This window comes from Sulfitobacter sp. EE-36 (assembly GCF_000152605.1).
Taxonomy (GTDB): Bacteria; Pseudomonadota; Alphaproteobacteria; order Rhodobacterales; family Rhodobacteraceae; genus Sulfitobacter; species Sulfitobacter pontiacus.
Genome location: NZ_CH959310.1, coordinates 111,497 through 137,180, shown reverse-complemented (window position 1 = coordinate 137,180; position 25,684 = coordinate 111,497). Strand labels below are relative to the sequence as shown.

The 25,684-nt window shown below is 60.9% G+C and carries 28 protein-coding genes and 1 riboswitch; of the genes, 17 read left to right on the top strand and 11 right to left on the bottom strand.

The genetic code is table 11. The features are described 5' to 3' along the window. Positions 1 to 17: 17 nt before the first annotated feature. The 3 genes from EE36_RS03175 to fabA form a co-directional block, all read right to left on the bottom strand. Complete coding sequence (locus tag EE36_RS03175; RefSeq protein ID WP_005849437.1) at positions 18 to 809, bottom strand: enoyl-ACP reductase; 792 nt, start codon at positions 807 to 809, stop codon at positions 18 to 20. 9 nt (positions 810 to 818) lie between these two features. Continuing rightward, entirely contained in the window at positions 819 to 2,048 is a 1,230-nt protein-coding gene (gene fabB / locus EE36_RS03170) for a beta-ketoacyl-ACP synthase I (RefSeq protein ID WP_005849436.1), read from the bottom strand. A 177-nt stretch (positions 2,049 to 2,225) separates the two neighbouring features. Next, complete coding sequence (gene fabA / locus EE36_RS03165) at positions 2,226 to 2,735, bottom strand: bifunctional 3-hydroxydecanoyl-ACP dehydratase/trans-2-decenoyl-ACP isomerase (protein ID WP_005849435.1); 510 nt, start codon at positions 2,733 to 2,735, stop codon at positions 2,226 to 2,228. Between the two features lie 193 nt (positions 2,736 to 2,928). Here fabA and irrA point away from each other — a divergent pair, with 193 nt between their 5' ends. Continuing rightward, entirely contained in the window at positions 2,929 to 3,348 is a 420-nt protein-coding gene (gene irrA, locus EE36_RS03160) for an iron response transcriptional regulator IrrA (RefSeq protein ID WP_005849434.1), read from the top strand. A 42-nt stretch (positions 3,349 to 3,390) separates the two neighbouring features. Here irrA and EE36_RS03155 read toward each other — a convergent pair whose 3' ends face one another. Continuing rightward, positions 3,391 to 4,266, bottom strand: coding sequence for a glycosyltransferase family 2 protein (locus EE36_RS03155; protein WP_005849433.1), 876 nt, complete (start codon positions 4,264 to 4,266; stop codon positions 3,391 to 3,393). Between the two features lie 114 nt (positions 4,267 to 4,380). On the opposite strand from EE36_RS03155, the gene miaB reads away from it, so the two are divergent. The 8 genes from miaB to metK all read left to right on the top strand — a co-directional run bounded on the left by miaB (position 4,381) and on the right by metK (position 12,250). Next, a complete protein-coding gene (miaB, locus tag EE36_RS03150; protein ID WP_005849432.1) occupies positions 4,381 to 5,700 on the top strand; it encodes a tRNA (N6-isopentenyl adenosine(37)-C2)-methylthiotransferase MiaB in 1,320 nt (439 codons plus the stop codon). A gap of 220 nt (positions 5,701 to 5,920) precedes the next feature. Next, positions 5,921 to 6,496, top strand: coding sequence for an OmpA family protein (locus EE36_RS03145; RefSeq protein WP_005849431.1), 576 nt, complete (start codon positions 5,921 to 5,923; stop codon positions 6,494 to 6,496). Positions 6,497 to 6,511: 15 nt separating this feature from the next. Beyond that, on the top strand, positions 6,512 to 6,823 hold the full coding sequence (locus EE36_RS03140; RefSeq protein ID WP_005849430.1) for a hypothetical protein: 312 nt from the start codon (positions 6,512 to 6,514) through the stop codon (positions 6,821 to 6,823). A 154-nt stretch (positions 6,824 to 6,977) separates the two neighbouring features. Next, positions 6,978 to 7,967, top strand: coding sequence for a PhoH family protein (locus tag EE36_RS03135; protein WP_005849429.1), 990 nt, complete (start codon positions 6,978 to 6,980; stop codon positions 7,965 to 7,967). A 67-nt stretch (positions 7,968 to 8,034) separates the two neighbouring features. Then, the gene (gene ybeY, locus EE36_RS03130) at positions 8,035 to 8,559 is read left to right on the top strand and encodes an rRNA maturation RNase YbeY (protein ID WP_005849428.1); all 525 of its coding nucleotides are present in this window, start codon (positions 8,035 to 8,037) and stop codon (positions 8,557 to 8,559) included. A 20-nt stretch (positions 8,560 to 8,579) separates the two neighbouring features. Beyond that, positions 8,580 to 9,488 (top strand): hemolysin family protein, encoded by a 909-nt coding sequence (locus tag EE36_RS03125; protein ID WP_005849427.1) that lies wholly within the window; start codon positions 8,580 to 8,582, stop codon positions 9,486 to 9,488. Further along, complete coding sequence (lnt, locus tag EE36_RS03120; protein ID WP_005849426.1) at positions 9,488 to 11,005, top strand: apolipoprotein N-acyltransferase; 1,518 nt, start codon at positions 9,488 to 9,490, stop codon at positions 11,003 to 11,005. The genes EE36_RS03125 and lnt overlap by 1 nt, the downstream gene beginning before the upstream one ends. Positions 11,006 to 11,013: 8 nt before the next feature. Beyond that, positions 11,014 to 11,061: riboswitch (SAM-SAH riboswitch) on the top strand. A 4-nt stretch (positions 11,062 to 11,065) separates the two neighbouring features. Further along, positions 11,066 to 12,250: a methionine adenosyltransferase gene (gene metK, locus EE36_RS03115; RefSeq protein WP_005849425.1), complete on the top strand. Its 1,185-nt coding sequence runs from the start codon at positions 11,066 to 11,068 to the stop codon at positions 12,248 to 12,250. 65 nt (positions 12,251 to 12,315) lie between these two features. On the opposite strand, the gene EE36_RS03110 is transcribed toward metK, so the two are convergent. Beyond that, positions 12,316 to 13,926, bottom strand: coding sequence for a BCCT family transporter (locus EE36_RS03110; protein WP_005849423.1), 1,611 nt, complete (start codon positions 13,924 to 13,926; stop codon positions 12,316 to 12,318). Between the two features lie 55 nt (positions 13,927 to 13,981). Next, a complete protein-coding gene (locus EE36_RS17565; RefSeq protein ID WP_198005508.1) occupies positions 13,982 to 14,128 on the bottom strand; it encodes a hypothetical protein in 147 nt (48 codons plus the stop codon). On the opposite strand from EE36_RS17565, the gene trmB reads away from it, so the two are divergent. The 8 genes from trmB to EE36_RS03070 all read left to right on the top strand — a co-directional run bounded on the left by trmB (position 14,088) and on the right by EE36_RS03070 (position 20,928). Beyond that, entirely contained in the window at positions 14,088 to 14,828 is a 741-nt protein-coding gene (gene trmB / locus EE36_RS03105) for a tRNA (guanosine(46)-N7)-methyltransferase TrmB (RefSeq protein WP_198005498.1), read from the top strand. The two genes, EE36_RS17565 and trmB, sit on opposite strands and share 41 nt — an antisense overlap. 92 nt (positions 14,829 to 14,920) lie before the next feature. Then, positions 14,921 to 16,273, top strand: coding sequence for a 3-phosphoshikimate 1-carboxyvinyltransferase (gene aroA, locus EE36_RS03100; RefSeq protein ID WP_005849419.1), 1,353 nt, complete (start codon positions 14,921 to 14,923; stop codon positions 16,271 to 16,273). Beyond that, positions 16,273 to 16,887 (top strand): d(CMP) kinase, encoded by a 615-nt coding sequence (locus EE36_RS03095; protein ID WP_005849417.1) that lies wholly within the window; start codon positions 16,273 to 16,275, stop codon positions 16,885 to 16,887. Before aroA ends, EE36_RS03095 begins: the two co-directional genes overlap by 1 nt. Before the next feature lie 92 nt (positions 16,888 to 16,979). Continuing rightward, a complete protein-coding gene (locus EE36_RS03090) occupies positions 16,980 to 17,357 on the top strand; it encodes a rhodanese-like domain-containing protein (protein ID WP_005849415.1) in 378 nt (125 codons plus the stop codon). 305 nt (positions 17,358 to 17,662) lie between these two features. Continuing rightward, a complete protein-coding gene (gene rpsA / locus EE36_RS03085; RefSeq protein ID WP_235183804.1) occupies positions 17,663 to 19,339 on the top strand; it encodes a 30S ribosomal protein S1 in 1,677 nt (558 codons plus the stop codon). 275 nt (positions 19,340 to 19,614) lie between these two features. After that, positions 19,615 to 19,899 (top strand): integration host factor subunit beta, encoded by a 285-nt coding sequence (gene ihfB / locus EE36_RS03080; protein ID WP_005849411.1) that lies wholly within the window; start codon positions 19,615 to 19,617, stop codon positions 19,897 to 19,899. Next, positions 19,899 to 20,249: a LapA family protein gene (locus EE36_RS03075; RefSeq protein WP_005849409.1), complete on the top strand. Its 351-nt coding sequence runs from the start codon at positions 19,899 to 19,901 to the stop codon at positions 20,247 to 20,249. Before ihfB ends, EE36_RS03075 begins: the two co-directional genes overlap by 1 nt. 34 nt (positions 20,250 to 20,283) lie before the next feature. After that, the gene (locus EE36_RS03070; RefSeq protein WP_005849407.1) at positions 20,284 to 20,928 is read left to right on the top strand and encodes a phosphoribosylanthranilate isomerase; all 645 of its coding nucleotides are present in this window, start codon (positions 20,284 to 20,286) and stop codon (positions 20,926 to 20,928) included. 18 nt (positions 20,929 to 20,946) lie between these two features. On the opposite strand, the gene kdsA is transcribed toward EE36_RS03070, so the two are convergent. From kdsA to EE36_RS03045, 5 genes are all read right to left on the bottom strand, one after another. Then, the gene (gene kdsA, locus EE36_RS03065) at positions 20,947 to 21,780 is read right to left on the bottom strand and encodes a 3-deoxy-8-phosphooctulonate synthase (protein ID WP_005849405.1); all 834 of its coding nucleotides are present in this window, start codon (positions 21,778 to 21,780) and stop codon (positions 20,947 to 20,949) included. Then, on the bottom strand, positions 21,777 to 23,486 hold the full coding sequence (locus EE36_RS03060; RefSeq protein WP_005849403.1) for a capsule polysaccharide transporter: 1,710 nt from the start codon (positions 23,484 to 23,486) through the stop codon (positions 21,777 to 21,779). The genes kdsA and EE36_RS03060 overlap by 4 nt, the downstream gene beginning before the upstream one ends. After that, positions 23,464 to 24,123: an ABC transporter ATP-binding protein gene (locus tag EE36_RS03055; protein WP_005849402.1), complete on the bottom strand. Its 660-nt coding sequence runs from the start codon at positions 24,121 to 24,123 to the stop codon at positions 23,464 to 23,466. The genes EE36_RS03060 and EE36_RS03055 overlap by 23 nt, the downstream gene beginning before the upstream one ends. Before the next feature lie 202 nt (positions 24,124 to 24,325). Continuing rightward, the gene (locus tag EE36_RS03050) at positions 24,326 to 25,228 is read right to left on the bottom strand and encodes a cation diffusion facilitator family transporter (RefSeq protein ID WP_005849399.1); all 903 of its coding nucleotides are present in this window, start codon (positions 25,226 to 25,228) and stop codon (positions 24,326 to 24,328) included. Between the two features lie 25 nt (positions 25,229 to 25,253). Continuing rightward, positions 25,254 to 25,598, bottom strand: a complete 345-nt coding sequence (locus tag EE36_RS03045; protein WP_005849397.1) for a helix-turn-helix transcriptional regulator — start codon at positions 25,596 to 25,598, stop codon at positions 25,254 to 25,256. Positions 25,599 to 25,684 lie beyond the last annotated feature (86 nt).

Sequence of the window (25,684 nt, the reverse complement as noted above, 5' to 3'; positions counted from 1 at the left end):
CCGGTCCGCCAGTACCTTTAAAGGTTCTCCGCCTGCGGCATCCCCAGCACATGGAACCCGCCATCCACGCGGATAATCTCGCCCGTTGTGCAAGCACCGGCATCCGAGGCCAGATAGACCGCCGTGCCGCCAACCGCTTCCAACGTCGCATTGGCGCGCATGGGGGCGTTTGTGTCGGTGTGTTTATAGGTCTTGCGCGCCCCGCCAATCGCGGCACCGGCAAGCGTTTTCATCGGGCCGGGGCTGATCGCGTTGACGCGGATGCCTTCGGGGCCCAGATCATTCGCCAGATAGCGCGTGGCGCTTTCCAGTGCGGCCTTTGCCACGCCCATGACATTGTAGTTGGGCGTCACGCGGTTCGATCCCATATAGGTCAGCGTCAGCAGGGTGCCGCCATTCTCGACCATCAGCGGGTGCGCACGGCGGGCGATCTCGATGAAGGAGTAGGCTGAGATATCCATCGAGTTCTTGAAGTTCGCGCGGCTGGTGTTCAGGAAGCGGCCAGTCAGCTCGGACTTGTCGGAAAAGGCGATGGCGTGGACGACGAAATCGATCGTGGGCCAACGCGCGCCCAACTGCTCGAACGCGGCATCAAGCGAGGCGTCGTCGGTGACATCGACATCGACCATGAAGTCCGACCCTACACTCTGCGCCAGAGGTTCGAGACGCTTCCCAAAGGCCTCGCCCTGATAGGTGAACGCCAGTTCCGCACCGGCTTCGGCCATCGCCTTGGCAATGCCCCAAGCGATGGAGCGTTCGTTCGCGACACCCATGATCAGGCCGCGTTTTCCTTTAAGCATGTCTGACATCTGCTGCCCTTACTCTTGGAATTTGGAAAGGATCATCGATCCGTTGGTGCCGCCGAACCCGAAGGAGTTGGTCATCACCGAATCCAGACCGGCATTGTCCACACGCTCCAGCGCGATTTCTGACGGGTCCAGTTTCGGGTCTAGATCAACGACGTTGATGGATTTGGCGATAAAGTCATTCTTGAGCATCAGCAGGCAGAAGATCGCCTCGAGTGCGCCGGCGGCGCCTTGAGCGTGGCCGGTCATCGACTTGGTCGAGCTGACGGGGGGCGTGCTGCCCTGGCCAAAAACGCGACGGACCGCTTCGATCTCGCCCACGTCGCCGACGGGTGTGGAGGTACCGTGCGCGTTGATATAGCCGACCTTGCGGCCCTCGGGCAGGGTTTCCAGCGCCAGACGCATGGCGCGTTCGCCGCCCTCGCCGGACGGGGCCACCATGTCATGACCATCGGATGTCGCCGCATAGCCAGTGACTTCTGCATAGATCGTGGCACCGCGCGCCTTGGCGTGCTCAAGCTCTTCGAGCACCAGCATGCCGCCGCCGCCCGAGATGACGAACCCGTCGCGGTTGGCGTCAAAGGCGCGGCTCGCGGTTTCGGGGGCGTCGTTATATTTACTGCTCATCGCGCCCATGGCGTCGAACAGGCAGGACAGCGTCCAGTCAAGCTCTTCGCCGCCGCCCGCGAACATCACGTCCTGCTTGCCCAGCATGATCTGTTCCGCCGCGTTGCCGATGCAATGCAGCGAGGTAGAGCAGGCCGAGGTGATGGAGTAGTTGATGCCCTTGATCTTGAAGGCGGTCGAGAGGTTCGCGCTGACCGTGGAGGACATGCATTTCGGCACGGCAAACGGCCCGATACGCTTGGTCGCGCCGGTGTCGCGCACCACGTTATGCGCGGTGAACAGCGCCGATGTCGACGGCCCGCCAGAGCCCGCCACAAGGCCGGTGCGCGGGTTGCTGATCTGGTCTTCGCTCAGGCCCGCATCCGCGATGGCTTGCTGCATGGCGATATAGGCATAAGCCGCACCGCCGCCCATGAAACGCAGCGCGCGTTTGTCGATGTGGTCGGCCACATCAATCTTGAGCGTCCCTGCAACGCGGCTGCGAAAGCCGTGCTCTGTCATTTCGGGGCTGGCGACGATGCCGCTGGTCCCGTCTTTCAGCGATGCCAGAACTTCTTCTGCATTGTTTCCGATGGACGAGACAATTCCCAATCCTGTGACGACGACGCGGCGCATGGGCTGCACTCCCTTGATCTGTGTGGGGCGGGTGCCCTCTTGATGCTGCGCGGCCCGCACGCTTGTCGCGGGGCCGCACGTTCGTTTCCCGTTTGCCGCCTATGGGGCGACAAATCAAGTCATCAGTCTGTCTGGATGATCAGCAAGGTGATCCGAGCGATGATCTGACGGGTGGGCTTAGCTCTCGCTCAGCGCGACCTTCATGTCCTTGACCTGATAGATCACTTCGCCGTCGGCTTCGACGATGCCATCGGCAACGCCCATGGTCAGGCGACGGGTCTGGATCGCTTTGGTAAAGTCGATCTTGTAGGTCAGCATCTTGCGGTCAGGGCGTACCATGCCGGTCAGCTTCACTTCGCCCACGCCAAGCGCATAGCCGCGCCCCTGCCAGCCGCGCCAGCCAAGGTTAAAGCCGGTCAGCTGCCACAGACCATCCAGGCCAAGGCAGCCGGGCATGATCGGGTTGCCGGGGAAGTGGCAGTCAAAGAACCACAGGTCGGGCGTGATGTCGAATTCCGCCGTGATGTGGCCTTTGCCATGGGCACCGCCGTCAGCCGAGACGTCTGTGATCCGGTCCATCATCAGCATCGGCGGGGCGGGCAGCTGCGCGTTGCCTTCGCCGAAAAGCTCGCCACGGGCGCATTTGAGCAGGGCTTCTTTGTCAAAGCTGGTGGGGTAGTCGGCCATAATATCGCGGCTCCTGAGGGCTGAATTTCAAATCCCGGCAGGTTTAGCATTGCGCGCCGCAGGCCCGCAAGGGCGCAGGCACACCGCATTTACGCGACGGCGAAAGGCGGCGCTGGCAAGAGTTTCCGGATTTCCGTTTGAAAACCGCCCCCATTGCCCCTTATATATAGCGCATGAGAGGGACTTATAGCCAATGACCCAAACAACACAGCAGATCAGTTCTGAGTGGCTTGCCAAGGCGGGCCTGCGCCCCACGCGGCAGCGCATGACGCTGGCGCATCTGTTGGTGGGCGACGGTCAGCACCGCCACGTCACCGCCGAAAGTCTGTTTGACGCGGCCAAGGGGCAGGGCGATGCCGTGTCGCTGGCAACGGTCTACAACACCCTTCGCGCCTTTTGCGACGCGGGGCTGATGCAGGAAGTCACGGTTGACGGGTCCAAAAGCTATTTCGATACCAACACCCATGATCACCCCCACTTTTTCTGGGAGGACGAGGCACGCCTGTCCGATGCGCCCTCTGACCAGTTGGTGATCGCGCAGTTGCCCGACGCTCCCGAAGGGGCCGAGATCGCCTCGGTCGATGTGGTGATCCGTCTGCGCCGCAAGGGCTAGGGCTGTTCGGTCTAGGGCACGGTTTTTACCGGTCCCCTGCGTTCAGAACCACTGCCCCGGTTCCATCAACCCCAGATCCAGCAGTTGGCGAGAATGCCATTCAAACGGCGCGGAGTTGTGCCATTTGAAGCTGACGATACTATCCCTGCTGCCCGGGTTGGACTTGAGCGCCTTGGCCGTGCGGAAAGAACAGATCGACGCCGTGATATTGTGGTGCCACGGGCAGGCGTAGGTGTTGTATTCTTCATCCGTGAAGGTGTGATCGTCCCGCATCCGCAAGCCGGGCTTGGCGCGGAACAGCGAGATACGGTCGATCTTGCGCCGCGCGGCGGGCACATGTTCCTCGAACCGCCAACGCAATCCGCCAAAGAAATCAAGCTGCCGTTCTTTGGGGTGGTTGTCCGGCGTGCCGTCAGGCCGCGCCAGCGCGTAATAGCCAGACCGGTCCAGAAAGGCGTTGTCCAGCGATACCGCGTTCGGGGCGGCACCTAGATCATCTGCATAAAGATCAACGACATAGGTGAGCATTGCATCGCGGCGCTCTTCCGTGTGAAAGGCCAGCAACTCCCCCACGGTGCGCGTCTCGCAGAAAGGGTAGAACAGATATTCGGCGTTGTAGCAGGTATAAAGCCATTGCCCCGGTGCGGCCTCAATCACGGCGTTTACGGCATTTTCCAGCGCGCCCTCGCGGTCCATGTCGTAATCCACGCGCAGCACGCCTTTGCTTTCGGCGACATCACGGGCCAGCGCGAAGCTGGCGGGCATAAAGGCGACAACGGTGGCAAAGCCAAGCTGCTGGTGATGGCGCAGCGTCGTCTCGATCTCTATCGCGTCCTCGACCATGATGAGGGCAATGGGCCCCTTGCTCAGCACCGCTTTGCTGTCACTGATAAAATGGTCAAGACTGCGGTACTGCATGACACCCCGGCTCTATTTGTACTGTGCCTTAAATCTGTCAAATCGGGACGCATTGCAAGAGAACGCTGGCGCTGTTAGACCGCGCTTTTGCACCTTTGATCAACGGATCCTGCCATGACCGCGCCAAAAAAGCTGTTCATCAAGACCTACGGCTGCCAGATGAATGTCTACGACAGTGAACGTATGGCCGAGTCTCTGGGCGATAACTACGTCGAGACAAAGACCGCAGCTGACGCCGATATGATCCTGCTGAACACCTGTCACATCCGTGAAAAGGCAGCAGAAAAAGTCTATTCCGAACTGGGCCGCCTGAAGCCGCTTAAAGAACTGAACCCCGATCTGAAGATTGGCGTCGCAGGCTGTGTGGCGCAGGCCGAAGGGGCAGAGATCATGCGCCGTCAGCCGGCGGTCGATCTGGTCGTGGGGCCGCAATCCTATCACCGCCTTCCCGCGATGGAGGCGCGCGTGCGCTCTGGCAAAACCGCGCTTGATACGGATTTCCCCGAAGAAGATAAATTTGAAAAGCTGAAAGGCCGCGGCAAAGCGACGCGTGCGCCTTCTGCGTTTCTGACCGTGCAGGAAGGCTGCGACAAATTCTGCGCCTTCTGCGTGGTGCCCTATACCCGCGGGGCCGAAGTCTCGCGCCCCGCGACCCGCGTGCTGACCGAAGCCCGTGAACTGGTAGAACGCGGCGTGCGCGAAGTCACCCTGCTGGGTCAGAACGTCAACGCCTATCACGGCGTGGGGGAAGAGGGGGCGGATTACACGCTCGCCCGCTTGATCAAGGAGTTGGCCAAGATCGACGGGCTGGAGCGTATCCGCTACACCACCAGCCACCCCAACGATATGGACGATGCGCTGATCGCCGCCCATGGCGAGATCGACAAGCTGATGCCCTATCTGCACCTGCCCGTGCAATCCGGCTCGGACCGTATCCTCAAGCGGATGAACCGCAGCCACACCGCCGAAAGCTATCTGCGGCTGATCGAACGCATCCGCGCCGCTCGCCCCGATATCGTGATGTCGGGCGATTTCATCGTCGGCTTCCCCGAAGAAACCGACGCGGATTTCGAAGCCACGATGGAGCTCGTCCGCGAGGTGAAATACGGCTACGCCTATTCGTTCAAATACTCGACCCGTCCCGGCACCCCCGCCGCCGAACGCCCGCAGGTAGAACCCGCCATAGCCGACGAACGCCTCCAGCGCTTGCAAGGGCTGATCACCGGTCAACAGCGCGAGATCCAGAACAGCATGGTGGGGCGCGATGTTTCTGTTCTTGTCGAAAAAGCGGGCCGCGAGGCGGGGCAGATGGTGGGGAAATCCGAATACCTCCACTCTGTGCATATCGACGAGGCGCAGGCCGAAATTGGCGACGTTGTCCGCGTCAGAATCGTTGATGCCAAAACCAATTCGCTAACGGCGCGTCAGATTTAGGTGTCACCGGCCGCGATTTGCCCGCAATGATTGTAGACCAAAACGACTGCAATGGCCGGAAAATGGCGTAAGTGTGGCAGTAATATAGTAAATATGGCCGCATTCGCGCTTCACAGAAGCGCGTTTACCTCTTAATCTCACAACATATAGCGGACGACCGTGGTGCCTGGGGTATCTGTGGGTCTTCCGACTGGGGGACAGTAAGAAAAGGACGAGGGCTGTGTTTAATACAATTTCCAAGGGGCTACGGCTGTTTGCGGGCACGATGATTGCCGCAACATTCGTGCTTCAGGCATCTGCTGCCGATGCACAAACAAGATCTCAACAGGGCCGCGACAAGGGCCAGTATATTCCAACGATCTGGGTTGACCCCGATGGGTGTGAACATTGGGTCATGGATGACGGTGCCGAAGGCTATATGACACCGCATGTCACCCGTCAGGGTATTCCGGTCTGCCGCCGGGGTAACGTCTGCGGCGTGATGAATACGGACCAGTTTTTCAACACCGACAGCTACCGTGTGCACCCGCAGGGCCGCGCCCGTCTGGCTGAATTCTTCAAGACCACGGGTGCCGTGTCCTATATCATCAGCGGGCACACAGACAGCCGCGCGTCGGATGCCTATAACATGAAGCTGTCGCTGAACCGTGCCAATGCGGTTGCCAGCATCGCCCAGCAATCGGGGGCCCGCATCGCGGATGTCCGCGGCTATGGCGAACGGATGCCAGCGGCGTCCAATGGCACAGCGGGCGGTATGGCCAAGAACCGCCGCGTCGAAATCATCTGCATTCGCTAAGGGGACAGTAACGTGATGAAAGCTAAGATTATGATGGTCACCGCCTGCGCCCTGACACTGGGTGCCTGCGCTGACTACGAAGGCCGGGGCTATCCCGCCGATAAAACCGTCGACCGTGGCTTTGACAAAAAGCACCTGAGCCAGCTTCAGGCCGGCATCTGGGTCGATCCCAATGGCTGCGACCACTGGATCATCGACGACGGCGTCGAAGGCTACCTGAGCCAGCGACTGGACAAATACGGCAAGCCGGTCTGCTCTGGCGTGGCCCAGCCCACATATACGGCGGGCGACTTCAAAGGCGGCTCGCGCGTCCGAGATCCCAACTGATCTTGCGACCACTCCTGCACATAGGATCGGGCCGGCGCGTTTTACGCTCCGGCCCTTTTTTGTCGGCTCAAAGGGGTACATAGTTTGAATATGGGACCCATATTAATCCAAAGACACCTCCAATTAGGAAAACGCTTTGCCATCTAGTGACACAATGACGCCTCCCGCTTCTCACGCGCAGCAGCTTGAATTTCCGGACAACCGGCTTCTGATCGATCTCTGCGGCCCCTATGACGCCAACCTGACCGCCGTAGAGACGGCGCTTGAGGTCCAGATCGTGCGTCGGGGCAACCACCTGTCGGTGATGGGAGAGGAAGACGCGACCAGCCGCGCGGCCTCAGTGCTCGAAGGGCTTTACGCCCGACTGGAAGGCGGACGCAGTGTGGAGCCCGCCGATGTTACCAGTTTGCTACGCATGGGCGATTCAGCGGCCGGGACGGGGGTGCGCCCGGGCGACCAGATCGAGATGCCGAATTTGGGCGGCGTCGAAATCCAGACCCGCAAGAAACGCGTCGAACCCCGCACGGCTGCGCAGAAAGCCTATGTGCAATCACTGTTCGATAACGAACTGGCCTTCGGCATCGGCCCTGCCGGTACGGGTAAAACCTATCTTGCGGTGGCCGTCGGCGTGTCGATGTTCATTGGTGGCCACGTGGACCGCATCATCCTGTCGCGCCCTGCCGTTGAGGCGGGGGAGAAGCTGGGCTACCTGCCCGGTGACATGAAGGACAAAGTCGATCCCTACATGCAGCCCCTTTATGACGCGCTGAATGATTTCTTGCCCGGCAAGCAACTGGCCAAGCTGATCGAAGAGAAAAAGATCGAGATCGCCCCGCTCGCCTTCATGCGCGGGCGGACCCTGTCCAACGCCTTTGTTGTGCTGGACGAGGCGCAGAACGCGACCTCGATGCAGATGAAGATGTTCCTGACCCGTCTGGGCGAAGGCTCGCGGATGGTGATCACCGGTGACCGGACCCAGATCGACTTGCCACGCGGCGTGCCATCGGGCTTGCAAGACGCGGAACGGCTGCTCAAGACGATCCCCAAGATCAGCTTTAACTACTTCACCTCGAAAGACGTGGTGCGGCACCCGCTCGTGGCCGCGATCATCGAAGCCTATGAAGCAGATGCAGGCCACGCGTGATGCCCGGCTGCTTCATTTTGCCAAATAAACTCCGGGGGGCCGGGGGCTGGCCCCCGGTGGGGCGCTGATGCAGGCGCTTGACGTGATAGAGGAAGACCCCCGTTGGGCCGGTCTGGACCTTGATACCCTATGCCCCCGCGCGATGCGCGCCACATTGGCGCATCTGTCGCTGGATGCCGACACCGCCGAGGTGACGGTGCTGGCCTGCGACGATGCCCATATCGCCACGTTGAACGCAGATTTCCGCGACAAGCCCACGCCGACCAATGTGCTCAGCTGGCCGGCCGAGGAGCGCGGTGCCGCGCGCGACGGCGAACTTCCGCTGCCGGTCACGCCGGGGTTCGACAATATGCTGGAACTGGGCGACATCGCAATTTCATATGACACCTGCCACGCCGAGGCAGAGGCCGCAGGCCGCCCGATGGCCGATCACGTGACCCATTTGATCGTGCACGGGCTGCTTCACCTGTTGGGGTATGACCACGAACGGGACGGGGATGCGACCCTGATGGAACGGTTAGAGGTAGAAATACTTGGCAAATTGGGGTTGGATGACCCATATAGAGACGACGCAGTGCAACCGCCTGCCTAAACACATAAAGACAGGACCCGATGGGCGACACAGACGGATCATCTGAGGCGGCGCAGAGCGCGCAGTTGGAAGACATCATACCGGCCTCCGAGGCCGAAGAAACCGAAGACACCCCGAAATCCGGTGGCTTCTTTTCCCGGGTCATGGGCGCACTTAGCGCGTCGGACAACGAGGAAGAGGAGGAGATCACCGCGGCACAGGCTGACAGGCTGTCGACCCGCGGCATGATGAACCTGCGCCGGATGCGGGTGGATGATGTGGCGGTGCCCAAGGCGGATATCACCGCCGTGCCGGTGACCTCGACGCTGGATGAACTGGTCGGCGTGTTCAAGGACAGCGGTCTGACGCGCCTGCCGGTGTATGACGGCACGCTCGATACCCCCGTTGGCATGGCTCACCTCAAGGATCTGGCGCTGACCCACGGCTTTAACGGCCGAAACACCGAATTTGACCTGCAGGCGATGCTGCGTCCCTTGCTGTTCGTGCCGCCGTCCATGACCATTGGCGTCTTGCTGACCAAGATGCAGGCCGAACGGCGCCATATGGCGCTGGTGATTGACGAATACGGCGGCGTCGACGGGCTGGTCACGATCGAGGATCTGATCGAACAGGTCATCGGCGAGATCGAAGACGAACACGACGTGGACGAAGGCAAATATTGGACGGTCGAAAAACCCGGCTGCTACCTCGCGCTGGCCAAGACACCCTTGGATGATTTCGAGGCCGAGATTGGCCATTCGCTGACCGATCACGATGATGTCGACGAAGAAGAGATCGACACCCTCGGCGGGTTGGTCTTCATGCTGTCGGGACGGGTGCCGGCACGTGGCGAAGTGGTCGTGCATCCCGATGGCCCCGAGTTCGAGGTGATCGACGCCGATCCGCGCCGGATCAAGCGTTTGCGCGTGCGTATGGCCGGATCTCACTGATGACTTTGCGCAGTGCCGCTTGGATGCGGTTCGGTGCCGCGGTGCTTGCGGGCGGTGTCGCGGCCTTTGGGCAGGCACCCTATGATTTGCCGCTGGTCTTGCTCGCGGCACTAGCGGCTGTTCTGTTGATCTACCGCGCTGCTGCGACGCCCCGGCAGGCCGCAGCGCTCGGGTGGGGCTTTGGCTTTGGCTATTTCTTGCATGGGTGGTCGTGGCTGATATCGCCCTTCATGGTCGACCCTGAACGCTATGCCTGGATGGCACCTTTTGCTGTGGCGGGGCTGACGGGCGGTTTGGCGTTGTATTGGGCTTTGGCGTTCTACATGTCCCGCCGGTTGTCGGCACAGGTCTGGCCGCTGATCTTCGTCCTGCCCGCCGCCGAAATGCTGCGCGGTTATCTGTTCACCGGCTTCCCGTGGGGGATGTTCTCTCAGTCTTTGGTCAACCATTGGCCGGGGCAGGGGCTTGCGCTGGTGGGGCCCTACGGCATGACCCTTGCCTTCGTCGCGCTGGCTGTCGCGGTGGTACAGCGCGCGCGGGGCACATTGCTGCGGCAGGGCGCTGTCTGGGGCGCGCGGGTCTTGGGTGTGGCGGCGTTGACGGTGCCCTTTTGGGGGGGAGACGCCCCGATCACCGACCATATGATCCGTATGGTACAGCCGAATGCGGCGCAGAAAGACAAATGGGACCCCGTCAAAATTCCCGAATTCTTTGATCGTCAGCTGGCGCTGACCGCTGCACCGCCTGCGCAGGGGGATGCGGCACCTGATCTGATCCTCTGGTCCGAAACCGCCATCGCGTGGCCGCTTGATTTGGCCCATGGCGCGCTGACCTATATCAGCGAAGCCGCCGCCGGTACGCCTGTGGTGCTGGGGGTGCAGCGGCGCGACGACATGGCCTATTACAACTCGGCCGTGGTGCTGGGGCCAGACGCCGAGGTTGTGCAGACCTATGACAAGCACCACCTCGTGCCCTTTGGCGAATACATCCCCTTTGGCGATCTGTTGGGCCGTATCGGTCTGCGCGGCATGGCGGCGCAGTTTGGCAGCGGGTTTTCCTCGGGTCCGGGGGCAGATCTGATGGATCTGGGGCCCTTGGGCCAGGCGCTTCCCCTGATCTGCTACGAGGCCGTCTTTGCGCGTGACGTCAACGCCGCACCGGCGCGGCCCGCGTTCTTGATGCAGCTCACGAATGATGCGTGGTTCGGCAAGGGCCAGGGGCCGTTGCAGCATCTGGCTCAGGCCCGGATGCGCGCGATAGAGCAAGGCCTGCCCATGGCACGCGTCGCCAACACGGGCGTTTCGGCGATGATCGACCCCTGGGGCCGGATCACAAAGAGTTTGGCCCTGAACGAGGCAGGCTTTCTGGATGCCCCTCTGCCCGCCCCACGCCCTGCGACACCCTATAGCAGGTGGGGCGAATGGCCGTTTCTTTTCATCACTTTGGCGGGGTTTGCCCTTGTTATCCTGCGCCGACGACGCAACTTAAAGTTTGACCAAAGGGGCAGGCAAAGCTAAGCCCCGTTAATCGGCCACAACGGCTTCCTGACGTGGCTAAGAAATCTATTGGAGCACTAAATGTCCCGCAAAAACTACACGTTCACTTCGGAATCCGTTTCCGAGGGCCACCCGGATAAGGTCTGCGACCGGATTTCCGACGCCGTACTTGATGCCTTTCTGACCGAAGAACCCGAAGCGCGTGTCGCAGCGGAGACCTTTGCCACCACCAATCGCGTGGTCATCGGCGGCGAGGTTGGCCTGTCGAACAAGGACAAGCTGGATGAATACCTTGGCAAGATCGACGGCATCGCCCGCGCCTGCATCAAGGACATCGGCTATGAGCAGGATGAATTCCACCACGCCACCTGCGAGATCACCAACCTGCTGCACCCGCAGTCGGCGCATATCGCGCAAGGCGTGGATGCCTCAGGCGACAAAGAAGAAGGCGCGGGCGATCAGGGCATCATGTTCGGTTTCGCCACCAACGAGACGCCAGAGCTGATGCCGGCGCCGATCCACTATGCCCATGCGATCCTGCGCCGTCTGGCCGAAGTGCGCAAAGACGGGACAGAGCCGACATTGCGCCCGGACGCCAAAAGCCAGCTTTCCGTGCGCTATGAAGACGGCAAGCCTGTTGGCGTGTCCTCTATCGTCTTGTCGACGCAGCACGCCGATGCAGGCCAGACCAGTGCCGACATCCGCGACATCGTCGAACCCTATATCACCCAGGTTCTGCCCGAAGGCTGGATCACCCCCGACACCGAATGGTGGGTGAACCCGACGGGGACCTTTGTCATCGGCGGCCCTGACGGCGACGCGGGCCTGACCGGGCGTAAGATCATTGTGGATACTTATGGCGGTGCGGCACCGCATGGGGGCGGCGCGTTCTCGGGGAAAGACCCGACGAAGGTTGACCGCTCTGCCGCCTATGTGGCGCGCTATCTGGCGAAAAACGTCGTGGCAGCCGGTCTGGCCGAAAAGTGTACGATCCAGCTGAGCTATGCCATCGGCGTGTCCAAGCCACTGTCGATCTACTGCGATACCTATGGTGGCGACGCGGATGTCACGGATGCGGCGATTGAAAAGGCGATCCGTCAGATCATCGACCTGACACCGCGCGGCATCCGCGAGCATCTGCAGTTGAACCGCCCCATCTTTGAACGCACCGCGGCCTACGGCCACTTTGGACGCGCGCCCGAAGCGGATGGCGGCTTTAGCTGGGAAAAGACCGATCTGGTCGATGCGCTGAAGGCCGCGCTGTAAACACTGCTTCTTGGCACAACAAAGGGCAGCCCCGATGGGCTGCCCTTTTGCGTTGGTGGGGGCTGCTATAGATCCCCTAGGCCGGGGCGTTTGCCGATAGAGACGTGGTCGATATCTTCGGTCCGGAACCCCTTGATCAGCGAAGGGATCATCGCAAAGACCAGCAGGAAGATCGGCAAGCCGACGACCGTGATCACCTGTTGCAAGGCGGTCAGCCCCAAATCACCTGCAAGAATCAGCAGCATCGCCGCGACCAGCCCTTCGGACACGCCCCAGAACACCCGCTGGCGGGTGGGGCCGGGTTCGGGCGAACCGGTGCACAGCATGTCGACAACCAGCGACGCGGAATCCGAGGATGTTGCAAAGAAGATTGCCACCACCAGCACGGCGATACCCTGCACAATATCGGCGAAAGGGAAGCTTTCGAAAAACGCGAACATGGCAAGCGGGACAGAGTCAGCCACTGCGGCGCTCAGCGAACCGGCCTGCGCGCCAAGAGCCGCGCGCGCGGCGGTGCCGATGCCGTCAATCTCCATCGCTTGCCAGCCGAAGATCGAGAACCAGATCAGCGTGAACAGGGACGGGGCCAGCAGCACGCCAAAGACGAACTCCCGTATCGTGCGCCCCCGCGAAATCCGCGCGACGAAAAGCCCGATGAAGGGCGACCATGTGACCGTCCAGGCCCAGTAGAACACCGTCCAGCTGCCCTGCCAGCCCCAATCCCCATTCGAGGGATTGGTATCGGCAAGCATATCATTCCAGAAGGCGAGCCGTGGCAGGTTGCTTAGGTACAGGCCAAAGGTCTCGACCATGCCGCGCAGCAGGAACAGGGTCGAACCGGTCACCAGCACAAAGACCATCAACGCCACGGCCATGCCGATATTGAGGTTGGACAGCAGCTTCACCCCCTTATCCAGCCCCGCTACGATAGACACCACGGCAACGGCGGTCAGCGCGGTCAGGATGCCGACCTGCAGCGGCACGCCGTCGTTCCACCCAAACAGCGCCGACAGACCCGCTGCGATCTGCGATGACCCCAGCCCAAGCGAGACCGCGACGCCGAACAGCGTGCCGAGGATCGACGCAATGTCGATCGCCTTGCCCCAAGGGCCGTGGATGCGCTCTTTCAACAGCGGGTAAAAGACTGAACTGACCCGCACGGGCAGATCATAGCGGTTGATGAAATAGGCAAAGGCCAGACCGGGCAGCGCGAAGATCGTCCAGGTGTGCAGCGCAAGGTGGTATGTGGCGATAGAGATGGCGTCTTGTGCGGCCTGTTCCGTGAAAGGTTCAACGCCGGGCAGGGGCGGGTCCGAAAAATGGCTGATCGGTTCGGCCACGCCCCAGAACATCAGCACGGTGCCGATGCCGCCCGCGAAAAGCATGGTGAACCACGACAGGTTTGTATACTCGGGACGGCTGTCGCGCGGGCCAAGGCGGATATGGCCGTGACGGCTCATCGCGGCCCAGATCAGAAAGCCCAGCCAGACGTTGACGCCAAGAATAAAGAACCACCCCAGATGCGATACGATCCAGGCGCGGCCTGCGGCGAAAGCATCCCCGATCGGTTCAGGGGCAAGTACAAGAGCCAGTACAAATAGGGCGGTACACAGGGCGGAAACAAAGAATATCGTAGGGTCCGTTCGTAGTCCTAGTCGGCTTGCCAGTTCCCGCATTCGCATGTCCTCCGCTGCATTATTATCGGTTCTTGGTCAGGTAGAACCCTGTAGCTCAACGTAAAGTCCCTGTGATCGTTCCGGTTTTGCTGCGCCTCACAGGGGCGGCACCGCCGTTGCGCATGGGGCGCGTGGGCTTTTGCGGCGCGGCGTCACGCGAAATGTTGCGCCCGTCCCCCGCGCAGGCTAAAGCCAGCGCCATGACACATCCTGAACGCCCCCGCCGCAATTTCTACGGTCGCCTAAAAGGCAAATCGCTTAAGCAAAGCCAGAAAGGCTATATCGAAGAGGATCTAGAGGCGCTGTCGCCCGGTCCTGTCGATTGGGACGCGAACCCCGACCGTACACCGCTAGACCTGCCGACGCTGTTTGGCGGCAAACCCGTCTGGCTGGAAGTCGGTTTTGGCGGCGGCGAACATATGGTGCATCAGGCGGCGAAAAACCCTGACGTAGGCATCATCGGCTGCGAACCTTACATCAACGGGGTCGCGATGCTGTTGGGCAAGATCCGCCGCGCGGGTGTCGATAACGTGGCGATCCACCCCGGCGATGCACGCGATATCTTTGACGTGTTGCCAGAGGCATCGATTGACCGCGCTTTCCTGCTGTACCCTGATCCGTGGCCGAAAACGCGCCACCACCGTCGTCGCTTTGTGACGCCTGAACATCTTGAGCCGTTGGCAAAGGTGCTCAAGCCCGGCGCGATCTTTCGCGTTGCCACAGACATCGAAGACTATGTGCGCCAGACGCTTGAGCAGGTGCCGCGCCGCGGGTTCGAATGGCTGGCGGAACGTCCCGGCGACTGGAAAGAGCCGTGGGGCGATTGGATTTCTACCCGCTACGAACAAAAAGCGCTGCGCGAAGGGCGCGTGCCGCACTACCTGACTTTCCGCAAGACCTAAGCGGGCGGGCGCGGGCCAAGAACGCTGGCAATGGACGGGGCGGGATCGCTGGTTTAAGACGGGCTTTCAGGAAGTTTTTTTGAGGGTTATCCATGTCCAGCCACGCCACGCCCGTCCCGATGACCTCTACCGCTTGCGGCCCGCTGTCCGGCGTGGCCGAGGTGCCGGGGGACAAGTCGATCTCGCACCGGTCCTTGATTCTGGGCGCGATGTGCATCGGCGAAACCACCATCAGCGGATTGCTTGAAGGCGACGATGTGCTGGACACGGCCAAGGCGATGCAGGCCTTTGGCGCGGAAGTCACCAATATGGGCGGCGGCAACTGGTCTGTGCGCGGTGTGGGCGTGGGCGGTTTCGCAGAACCGGACGGGGTGATCGACTGCGGAAACTCGGGCACGGGGGTGCGCTTGATCATGGGGTCGATGGCGACCTCCCCCATCACCGCGACATTCACCGGCGACGCCAGCCTGAACGGCCGCCCCATGGCGCGGGTCACCGATCCGCTGGCCTTGTTCGGCACGCAGTCTGTCGGGCGCAAGGGCGGACGCCTGCCCATGACCATCGTGGGGGCGGCTGACCCTGTGCCCGTGCGCTACACCGTGCCAGTGCCGTCCGCACAGGTGAAATCCGCCGTCTTGCTGGCAGGGCTGAACGCCCCCGGCAAGACCGTCGTGATCGAGGCCGAGGCCACGCGCGACCATACGGAGCGGATGTTGGCGGGCTTCGGTGCCGAGATATCGGTGGAAGACACGGATGAGGGCCGTGTGATCACTCTGACCGGCCAGCCAGAGCTACAGGCCCAGCATGTGGATGTGCCGCGCGATCCGTCCTCGGCTGCGTTTCCGGTCTGTGCTGCCTTGATCGTTCCGGGATCCGACGTGCTGGTGCCGGGGATCGGGCTGAATCCGACACGGGCAGGGCTGTTCACCACGCTGCGCGAGATGGGGGCCGATCTGACCTATGAGAATGAGAGGACCGAGGGCGGCGAGCCGGTCGCCGACCTGCGCGCCAAATTCTCGCCCGACCTCAAAGGGATCGAGGTGCCGCCAGCGCGCGCGGCGTCGATGATCGACGAATATCCGGTGCTTTCTGTCGTGGCCGCCTTTGCGCAGGGCCAGACCATGATGCGCGGCGTGAAAGAGCTGCGGGTCAAAGAAAGCGATCGGATCGACGCGATGGCCAAGGGACTGCGCGCCAACGGGATCGAAGTGGACGAGGGCCCCGATTGGTGGGCGGTCACCGGACGGGGGCACGGGAACGTGCCGGGCGGGGCCACCTGCGCCAGCCAGCTGGACCACCGCATCGCGATGTCCTTTATGATCCTCGGCATGGCCGCAACCTCGCCTGTCAGTGTGGACGACGGGTCGCCGATCACCACGTCCTTCCCGATCTTCGAGCCGCTGATGAAACGCCTTGGCGCGGATGTGACGCGGGGGGATACGTGATGCTGGGCTTTACCGTTGCGATTGACGGGCCGGCTGCGGCGGGCAAGGGCACTGTCGGGCGCGCTGTTGCGGCGCATTTCGGCTTTGCGCATCTGGACACCGGCCTGCTGTATCGCGCCGTAGGGGCGAAAGTGCTGGAGGGCATGACCGCCGAAGAGGCCGCCCTGACCCTGCAAGCCGATGATCTTGAGAATGACCAGCTGCGCACCAATGCCGTGGCAGAGGCCGCGAGCCGCGCCGCTGCGATCCCCGCTGTGCGGGCCGCCTTGGTCGATTTCCAGCGCAGCTTTGCCATGCGGGCAGGGGGCGCGGTGCTGGACGGGCGCGACATTGGCACGGTGATCTGCCCCGATGCGCCGGTCAAGCTGTTCATTACCGCCACGCCCGAGGTCCGTGCACAGCGCCGCTTTGCCGAGCTTAGCGCCAAGGGTGCCGAGGTCACGCTGGAAGGGGTGTTGGCCGATGTGCAGGCCCGCGATGCCCGCGACAGCACCCGCGCCGAAGCACCGCTGAAGCCCGCCGAGGATGCAGAGCTGATGGATACCTCGACCATGGATATCGAAACAGCCGTGGCCCGCGCCATCGAACTGGTGGCCGCACGTCGACGTGACTAAACGCGGCGGAACGAATGTCGGTGCCCGACGTTGGTTTGGGATGTGTCTGGCGGTAGGCTGGGCACGATAGGAATAAACAAGAGGTGCCGACTATGAAGACCGCTCAAGACTATCTCGACGATGCGAATGCCGTTGTCCCCAAGATGGACGCCAAGGACGCGATTGCGAAACATGCCGAAGGCAAGGGCGTCTTTATCGACGTGCGCGATTCCGGCGACATCGCCAAAAGCGGGACCATCAAGGGCGCGCATCGTGTGCCGCGCGGCATGATCGAATTCCGCGCCGACCCCAACAAGGAAGAGATGTATAACCCGATCTTCGGAAAAGACGCGGAGATTTACCTGGTCTGCGGCGCGGGCGGTCAGGCCGCGCTGTCGGGTAAGACGCTGCACGACATGGGCTACACCAATGTCACCAACATCGGCGGTTTCCCCGGCTGGAAAGAGGCGGGCGGCCCGACCGAAAGCTGATACCGGACGACGCGGATCACCAAATGGACAAGGGCAGGCTACGGTCTGCCCTTTTTGCTGACATCGCCCTGTATGAACAGGGGATCACCCGCGCCAGCCCTTGCCTTTGCCCCGAAACAGGGCTATACGCGCGACTGTCTAAGGGGCGGATACACGTTTCGGGCGCGAGATATCAGGCAGGGTCGGTTTCATCCGGCCCTCTTTGTTTTGCGGATCGAATCCCATCGCGGATGACAATTTTAACCACAGACCGGCGGAGACAACCGCGCGGCCAGAAACCAAATGCTAAAGGAAAATCAAGCTACATGGCTATGAACTCAATGGAAGACTTCGAAGCACTTTTGGAAGAAAGCTTTGAAATGGACACGCCCGAAGAGGGCTCTGTTGTCAAAGGCAAGGTTATCGCGATCGAAGCGGGCCAAGCTATTATCGACGTAGGCTACAAGATGGAAGGCCGCGTTGAACTGAAAGAATTTGCCGAGCCTGGCGAAGCACCCAAAGTGGAAGTCGGCGACGAAGTCGAAGTATTCCTGCGTCAGGTAGAAAACTCCCGTGGCGAAGCTGTCATCTCGCGCGAGATGGCCCGTCGCGAAGAAGCCTGGGACCGTCTGGAAAAAGCCTATGCCGCAGAAGAGCGCGTTGAAGGCGCGATCTTTGGCCGCGTTAAAGGTGGCTTTACCGTTGATCTGGGCGGCGCAGTTGCCTTCCTTCCCGGTTCCCAAGTTGACGTGCGCCCCGTGCGCGATGCCGGCCCTCTGATGGGTCTGAAGCAGCCGTTCCAAGTTCTGAAAATGGACCGTCGTCGTGGCAACATCGTTGTTTCGCGTCGTGCAATCCTTGAAGAATCCCGTGCCGAACAGCGTGCCGAAGTGATCGGCAACCTGACCGAAGGTCAGGAAGTTGACGGTGTGGTCAAGAACATCACCGAATACGGTGCCTTCGTTGATCTGGGCGGTGTTGACGGCCTGCTGCACGTCACAGACATGGCATGGCGCCGTGTGAACCACCCATCCGAGATCCTGTCGATCGGCGAAACCATCAAGGTTCAGGTCATCAAGATCAACAAAGAGACGCACCGCATCTCCTTGGGTATGAAACAGCTGCAAGAAGATCCATGGGATCTGGTTCAAGCCAAGTACCCGCTGGAATCCACGCACACTGGCCGTGTCACCAACATCACCGATTACGGTGCATTTGTTGAGCTGGAGCCAGGCGTTGAAGGTCTGGTTCACGTTTCCGAAATGTCCTGGACAAAGAAGAACGTACACCCCGGCAAGATCGTTTCCACCAGCCAAGAAGTCGAAGTCATGGTTCTGGAAATCGATGGCGCCAAGCGTCGCGTTTCCCTTGGTCTGAAACAGACCATGCGCAACCCATGGGAAGTGTTTGCTGAAACACACCCAGAAGGCACCGAAGTTGAAGGCGAAGTCAAAAACATCACCGAATTCGGTCTGTTTGTTGGCCTGCCAGGCGACATCGACGGCATGGTTCACCTGTCGGACCTGAGCTGGGACCAGCGCGGCGAAGAAGCGATCCAGGACTACCGCAAAGGTGACACGGTTCAGGCCGTTGTTTCCGAAGTTGACGTGGAAAAAGAACGCATCAGCCTGTCGATCAAAGGTGTGGGCGGCGACAAGTTCGCAGAAGCAGTGGGCGGCGTGAAGCGCGGTTCCGTTGTGACTGTGACCGTGACCTCCATCGAAGACGGTGGCATCGAAGTCGAATACGAAGGCATGAAAGCCTTCATCCGTCGCTCCGATCTGTCGCGTGACCGTGCCGAACAACGCCCCGAGCGTTTCTCGGTTGGTGACAAGGTTGACGTACGCATCACCAACGTTGACGCGAAAGCGCACCGTCTGGGCGTGTCGATCAAAGCACGTGAAATCGCAGAAGAGAAAGAAGCAGTCGAGCAGTATGGCTCCTCTGACTCCGGCGCATCCTTGGGTGATATCCTGGGTGCCGCTCTGAAAGGCGACGAATAAGCCTTAGCGCTTGTTGCACAGATCAGGGGCCTCGCAGTGCAGACTGCGGGGCCCTTTTTCGTTGCGAATCGCAATCTGTGGCGAGGGGCAAGGAAGGGCGGCTGGCAGCGCTATTCCGGGTGGTTGTGTGAAATGTGGCTAAAAAATGACTGGAAAACAGCGACTTCCCGCTGCTTAATCGCAATAATAGAAATATGCATGACTTCACGAACGCGTTTGGTTTGCTATAGTCCCATCTAGTTAAGACATTAATTGCGCACCTCGGAGGACGTTAAATGATCCGGTCAGAACTGATCCAGAAGATTGCCGACGACAATCCCCATCTCTATCAGCGCGACGTGGAACGGATCGTAAATACCATCTTCGAAGAGATCACCGGTGCGATGTCCGACGGTGATCGGGTAGAGCTGCGCGGCTTTGGTGCCTTTTCAGTGAAAAAACGTGACGCCCGTGTGGGCCGGAACCCTCGCACTGGGGAAACGGTTCATGTAGAAGAAAAGCACGTGCCGTTCTTCAAGACCGGTAAACTGCTTAGAGATCGTTTAAACGGGAATTCCTAATGCGTTATGTTCGCTACCTCTGCATCGCAATCTTCGCCATTGCACTGATCGCGGTTGCCTTGGCCAACCGGTCTATGGTGTCGCTGAAGTTGCTACCGACCGAGGTATCGGGCTGGTTCGCGTTGAACCCTGAAATTCAGGTGCCGCTGTTCCTTGTTATTCTGGGCAGCATCATCGCCGGTTTGCTGGTGGGTTTCGTCTGGGAATGGATCCGCGAATACGGCCAGCGTGCCGAAGCCGCACGTCAGGCCCGCGAAATGCGCCGGCTGGAACGTGAAGTCGCACGCCTGAAGGGCGAGAAGTATCAGGACCAGGACGAGGTTCTGGCGCTGCTGGATCAAGCAAGCTAAGCGGGCCTATGCCCCTTAGCGCAGGAAATATCCGATGACCCAAAATTTGCACGTGAAATTCTGCGGCTTGCGCAGCACGCAGGATATTGCGGCGGCCGCTGCGGCCGGTGCGCGCTATGTCGGCTTTGTTTTCTTTGAAAAATCCCCCCGGCACGTCACGATTGATCAAGCCGCTGAACTGGCCATAGAGGTGCCAATGGGGCTGTGTAAGGTCGCGCTGACGGTCAACGCGGATGACGCCTTTCTGGATGCGCTGACGGCCGCTGTGCCTATTGATATGCTGCAGCTACACGGCAAGGAAACGCCCAAGCGTGTCGCCGAGGTCAAGGCGCGCTATGGGCTGCCGGTGATGAAGGCGGTCGGTGTGGCCGATGCAGATGACCTGCCACAGATTGATGCCTATATGGCCGTGGCAGACCAGATCCTGATCGACGCGAAACCGCCCCAAGGGGCAGCGCTGCCCGGTGGCAATGGATTGTCCTTTGACTGGCGTCTGATCGCAGATCGCACATGGGACAAGCCGTGGATGCTGGCAGGGGGGCTGACCCCCGACAATGTGGCTCAGGCCGCCCGTATGACCGGCGCACGGCAGGTAGATGTCTCTTCCGGTGTGGAAAGCGCGCCGGGTGTAAAGGACGCGGGGCTGATCGCGGCATTCGGAAACGCCGCGAAGGTCTAGTATTGGCAGGATGGCCCCTTAGAAGGTGAGGGGGTATTCCTTGGCCAGCGCGTCGAATTTCATCAACGACGCAACCAGCGCAGGCATCTGATCCAGATAGATCATGTTCGGCCCGTCCGACGGTGCGTTGTCCGGGTCTTCGTGGGTTTCAATGAATACCGCGCCTACGCCAATCGCGACCGCTGCGCGCGCCATGACGGGGGCGAACTCGCGCTGTCCGCCGCTGGAACCACCTTGCCCGCCGGGCTGCTGGACTGAATGGGTCGCGTCCATCACTACAGGGTATCCGGTTTGCGCCATCTGCGGCAGGCTGCGCATGTCAGCGACCAGCGTGTTGTAGCCAAAGGAGGTGCCGCGTTCGGTCAGCAGGATACGCTTGTTGCCGGTGGATTCGATCTTGGCGACGACATTGGGCATATCCCACGGGGCCAGAAACTGACCCTTTTTGACGTTCACAACCTTGCCCGTATTGCCCGCGGCCAGCAGCATATCGGTCTGGCGGCACAGGAAGGCGGGGATTTGCAGGATGTCGACAGCCTCGGCCGCGATGGCGCATTGCGCTTCGGTATGCACGTCGGTCAGGACGGGCACGCCGATGGATTTGCCCACCGATTGCAGCACAGCCAGACCTTCGTCGATGCCAAGCCCGCGTTTACCGCCAAGGGAGGTGCGGTTGGCCTTGTCATAGCTCGCCTTGAACACGAACTGGGCGCCCACGGCATCGCATGCCTCTTTCATCTGGCCGGCGATCATCTGTGCGTGGGTTTCGCTTTCCAGCTGGCAGGGGCCTGCGATCACCGTCAGCGGGCGATCATTCCCGATGACGACATTTCCAACGGTGACTTGGGTCATTTTGTTACCTGTTCTTTCAGAATGGAGGAGGTCAGCGATAGCATGAGGTAGATGCCCGCAAAGATCAGGAATGTCAAAATCGTGTTCTCGAACTTGCGTGGGTATGAGGCGCTTTGCGACGCCACCGGACGCACCGCGACGGTCAGATATCGGACCTGACGGCTGGCCTCTGTTCGGGCTTGTTCCATCTGGGTCTGGGACGCCTGCAAGGCGGCATCCGCCGCTGCCAGATCGGCCTGCGCCAGTTGCAAGCTGACCGCTTGTTGTGCAAGCGAGTTGGTGCCCTCGGTCGCGCTGTTCATGCGTTCGTTCAGCTTGTCTAGCTGCGCGCTAAGCCGGCGCACGTCGCCTTGGGCACCGTCCACCTTGGCGCGGTTCGGGCGCGGGTTGTCGAGCAGGGCGGCAAGTTCAAGCTCTTTTTCCAGCAGCAAGGTTTCATAATTGGTGATCTGACCGCGGATCGATGCGATCACCGCCTGCGGGTCCACCCCGTTGTCGACCTGCAATTTAATCAGCGCTTCCTGCGCCTCGCGGCGCTTGGCGACCGTCTGCTCATAGGCTTCGCGGGCGTCGCGCATGCCGTCTTCGCGCTTTTGCTGCGACAGGGCGTTCACGCGTTCTTCGGCATATTCCAGCAGGTGTTCGGAAAAGTCTTTCGCGACCTCGGGATCGGCGGCAATCACCTCCATCCGGATCATGCCTTCGGTCGGATCGTATCCGATTTTAACGTTGTCCTTATAGTGTTTATACGCTTCCTCGTTCGACGCGTCAGGGTTCATCCGCTGGATCGGGTCGATGGCCGGGTCCGAGAAATGCTTCATAAAGCCGACATCACGGTCCAGCCGCAGCATCGCGTCTTTTGACTGGAGGTAGCTTTGTGTCGCGATACTATCGGCAGAGTTGGCAAATTGCGTCGGCAGCAGCCCGCCAAGGGGGCCAAGCCCGCCTGTGCCTTCGTTCTGGATAATCAGGAACTGGCTGTCTGTCGCATACATCGGCGTGGCGATGTTGTAGAAATAATACCCGCCCATGATTGTGGGTAGCCCGACAAAGAACGCCAGACGCACCATAAGCAGCCCCATCTTGCGACGGCGGCGCTTGGTGATGTCACGCTGGATGTCCGAGATCTCGCGCATGCGGCGTTCCATCGGATTAACGTCGGTCGAGGGCAGGTTGCGCCCCCCGGCAGGGACGGTCTGGGGAAGCTGGATGCGCCCTTTCTGCAATGCCGTGCCGGTGGATTGCTTGTCCTGAGGAACGACCAGTTCCAGCATGTTGGAGCGTTGGAACGGATCGATCCCTTCGGCGCGCAGCAACCGCACCGCATCGAAGTCAGAGGTCGGGGCAAGCCCGTGTTTTTGCGCCACGCGACGGGCCATGCGCAATTGGCGGCCGGTCAGCCCTTCGCGGCGGATCGCGTCGATGTCCTGCTCTCCGCTGACTTCGGTCGCTGATGACACCTCGCCGCTGCGGGCGTCGGAGGGCGGGGTCGGGCGCGCAGCGGAGGCTGCGGCAGCGTGGCTGGGCGCTGCAGCTCTCGGTGCTTCGCCGCGTGATGCAGCCGCAGCGCGTGGCGCGTCGGGGGCCTGCGGCTTTGGCGGGGCTGCCGCGGGGGCATCACGTTCGACCGCGTCGGTTCCTTTTGGGGCCGCAGCAGGGGTCGCACGTTTGATGCGGAATTTTCTAGCCTTGGGTTTCGTAGTCATAAAGCTGTTTGGCCTCTTCCAAGGTGTCGAAGATATGTAGCTTTCCGCCAAGCAAGACAGCAGCGGACCGCGCGAATTGTTCCAACGTCTCGGCTTGGTGCGAAACGATGATGATCGTCGTCGTGCGCAGCCGTTCTTGCAGAATTTCGCCCGCCTTGCGGTTGAACTCCACATCTGTGGTGCTCGGCATGCCTTCGTCGATCAAATAGATGTCGAAATCAAGCGCAAGCAGCAGTGAAAACGAAAACCGTGATTTCATCCCGGCCGAATATGTCCCGACGGGCTGGTCAAAATATTCCCCCAACCCACACAGCCAGCGACAAAAGCTTTCGACGTAGTCAGGGTCCAGCCCATAGAGACGGGCAATATAGCGGGCATTCTCTACCGCGGAAACCTTGTTGACGACACCGCCCATGAACCCCAGCGGGAAGCTGATGTTGCAGCCGCGTCTGATTTCACCTTCGTCCGGCTTTTCCAGCCCCGCCATCATATTAATAAGGGTCGTCTTGCCGGTGCCGTTCGGGGCGAGGATGCCAAGGGAATGCCCCAAATCCACACGAAATGACACATGGTCGAGAATGACCTTGTGTTGCGTGCCAGTCCAAAAGGACTTGGAGACGTTGTCGAATTCCAGCATGCCTGCTCCGATTGGTGCTGTTGCGGGTATGTCGCGCCCTGTTTCCCGAGCCTTGGGCGGTGTCTAGCCCTCTATTTTGACTATATTATGTCGTAGTTGAGGCCGAATTTACAAGGAGCCAAAACGACCCACGCGCCCGAAGGCAGTGCCATCGGCGATGGTTTGCAGGGCGCGCTATACGAAAGGTCGAGGGGTGCGGGTGTTAGTGACCGATCACCTTGGCGTCGTGGCAATGGGCATCCTGGGTCTCAAGCTCCAGCGTGACGTGGTTCAGATCGAACTCGGACTTCAGATAGGATTTCAAGGCTTGGCGCAGGGCGCTTGGGTCGGTGCCTTGTGCGGCGACGATATGGGCGTCAAAGGCCGCGCCGTGTTCCTCCATCAGCCACAGGTGCACGTGATGAACGTCTGCAACACCGGGCTGGTCGCGCAGCGCCGCGATCACGTCTTCGGTGCGCAGCGCATCGGGCGAGGCAAGCATCAGGATTCGCGCCACCTGCGGCAGTTCGGTCGCGGATTGCCAAAGGATGTATCCGGCAATCAGCAGCGTGGCTAATGGGTCCACCCAAGCCCAGCCGAACAGGATCATCAGCGTCCCCGCCACGATCACGGCAACCGACCCCAAGGCATCGGCCACATTGTGCAGAAAGGCCGCGCGGATGTTCACGCTGGATTTCGATGCGCGAAAGGTCAACGCGGCGGTGCCCAGATCCACCAGCAAGGCGAAGCCGGCGACGATCACCACGATCCAGCCCGCCACGGGTTCGGGATTGGCAAAGCGCATCGCGGCCTCATAGACCAGATACAGGCCGATCACGATCAACGTGGTATAGTTGATCAGCGCCGCGACCGCCTCGATCCGGCCGTAGCCAAAGGTCATATCTGCATTGGCTGGACGGCGGGCGATCTTGCGTGCGGCAAAGGCGATGATCAGCGCGATGGCGTCGCTGAAGTTATGCAGCGCATCGGCGATCAGCGACAGGCTGCCCGCGACGATCCCGCCGATGACCTGCGCGACCGTGAGGCCGAGGTTGATCGCCACCGCGAGGGCAATCTTGCCGTCGCCACTGTCGGGATCGACGTGATGGTGATGACCGTGTGACATGGGGGGACTTTCGCTATCTGTGGTGTTAACCGTGGGGATGATCAGGGCAAGGTACCGCGGCGTCGGCGCAACACTCTGTCATCAGGAACTCGGACAGATCCTGTACCGCGTCATGGGATACCGCCGCGCAGATGGTGCTGCGCCCCTGCCGCTGCTGGCGCACCAGCCCCGCGGCTACAAGCAGTTTCAGATGATGGGTCAGCGTCGACCCGGTGATGCCCGCGCGATCACCCAGCGTGCCGATGGTCAGCCCGTCAGGGCCTGCGCGCACCAGCAAACGGAGAACTTGCAAACGTTGCTCTGACCCGAGCGCGGCAAAGCGCGCAGCGGCCAAGGCAAGGTCATGGGGGGAGGCGGGGTTCATTTTCATGTTTTTAGAAATATAGAAATGATTGGCCGCGTCAAGCTCATTTCGAAATTTCTCGAAATGATTGCTGAGCGCCACCGCGTCACCGC

Coding starts and splice junctions, on each gene's coding strand:
- EE36_RS03075 (WP_005849409.1), top strand. CDS start 19,899: ATGCGTTATGTTCGCTACCTCTGCATCGCAATCTTCGCCATTGCACTG.
- fabA (WP_005849435.1), bottom strand. CDS start 2,735: ATGGCCGACTACCCCACCAGCTTTGACAAAGAAGCCCTGCTCAAATGC.
- EE36_RS03055 (WP_005849402.1), bottom strand. CDS start 24,123: ATGCTGGAATTCGACAACGTCTCCAAGTCCTTTTGGACTGGCACGCAA.
- EE36_RS03090 (WP_005849415.1), top strand. CDS start 16,980: ATGAAGACCGCTCAAGACTATCTCGACGATGCGAATGCCGTTGTCCCC.
- irrA (WP_005849434.1), top strand. CDS start 2,929: ATGACCCAAACAACACAGCAGATCAGTTCTGAGTGGCTTGCCAAGGCG.
- EE36_RS03140 (WP_005849430.1), top strand. CDS start 6,512: ATGAAAGCTAAGATTATGATGGTCACCGCCTGCGCCCTGACACTGGGT.
- trmB (WP_198005498.1), top strand. CDS start 14,088: ATGTTGCGCCCGTCCCCCGCGCAGGCTAAAGCCAGCGCCATGACACAT.
- metK (WP_005849425.1), top strand. CDS start 11,066: ATGTCCCGCAAAAACTACACGTTCACTTCGGAATCCGTTTCCGAGGGC.
- ihfB (WP_005849411.1), top strand. CDS start 19,615: ATGATCCGGTCAGAACTGATCCAGAAGATTGCCGACGACAATCCCCAT.
- miaB (WP_005849432.1), top strand. CDS start 4,381: ATGACCGCGCCAAAAAAGCTGTTCATCAAGACCTACGGCTGCCAGATG.
- EE36_RS03155 (WP_005849433.1), bottom strand. CDS start 4,266: ATGCAGTACCGCAGTCTTGACCATTTTATCAGTGACAGCAAAGCGGTG.
- EE36_RS03135 (WP_005849429.1), top strand. CDS start 6,978: ATGACGCCTCCCGCTTCTCACGCGCAGCAGCTTGAATTTCCGGACAAC.
- EE36_RS03175 (WP_005849437.1), bottom strand. CDS start 809: ATGTCAGACATGCTTAAAGGAAAACGCGGCCTGATCATGGGTGTCGCG.
- EE36_RS03050 (WP_005849399.1), bottom strand. CDS start 25,228: ATGTCACACGGTCATCACCATCACGTCGATCCCGACAGTGGCGACGGC.
- EE36_RS03045 (WP_005849397.1), bottom strand. CDS start 25,598: ATGAAAATGAACCCCGCCTCCCCCCATGACCTTGCCTTGGCCGCTGCG.
- ybeY (WP_005849428.1), top strand. CDS start 8,035: ATGCAGGCGCTTGACGTGATAGAGGAAGACCCCCGTTGGGCCGGTCTG.
- fabB (WP_005849436.1), bottom strand. CDS start 2,048: ATGCGCCGCGTCGTCGTCACAGGATTGGGAATTGTCTCGTCCATCGGA.
- EE36_RS03070 (WP_005849407.1), top strand. CDS start 20,284: ATGACCCAAAATTTGCACGTGAAATTCTGCGGCTTGCGCAGCACGCAG.
- EE36_RS17565 (WP_198005508.1), bottom strand. CDS start 14,128: ATGGCGCTGGCTTTAGCCTGCGCGGGGGACGGGCGCAACATTTCGCGT.
- EE36_RS03110 (WP_005849423.1), bottom strand. CDS start 13,926: ATGCGGGAACTGGCAAGCCGACTAGGACTACGAACGGACCCTACGATA.
- EE36_RS03125 (WP_005849427.1), top strand. CDS start 8,580: ATGGGCGACACAGACGGATCATCTGAGGCGGCGCAGAGCGCGCAGTTG.
- lnt (WP_005849426.1), top strand. CDS start 9,488: ATGACTTTGCGCAGTGCCGCTTGGATGCGGTTCGGTGCCGCGGTGCTT.
- kdsA (WP_005849405.1), bottom strand. CDS start 21,780: ATGACCCAAGTCACCGTTGGAAATGTCGTCATCGGGAATGATCGCCCG.
- aroA (WP_005849419.1), top strand. CDS start 14,921: ATGTCCAGCCACGCCACGCCCGTCCCGATGACCTCTACCGCTTGCGGC.
- EE36_RS03095 (WP_005849417.1), top strand. CDS start 16,273: ATGCTGGGCTTTACCGTTGCGATTGACGGGCCGGCTGCGGCGGGCAAG.
- rpsA (WP_235183804.1), top strand. CDS start 17,663: ATGGCTATGAACTCAATGGAAGACTTCGAAGCACTTTTGGAAGAAAGC.
- EE36_RS03060 (WP_005849403.1), bottom strand. CDS start 23,486: ATGACTACGAAACCCAAGGCTAGAAAATTCCGCATCAAACGTGCGACC.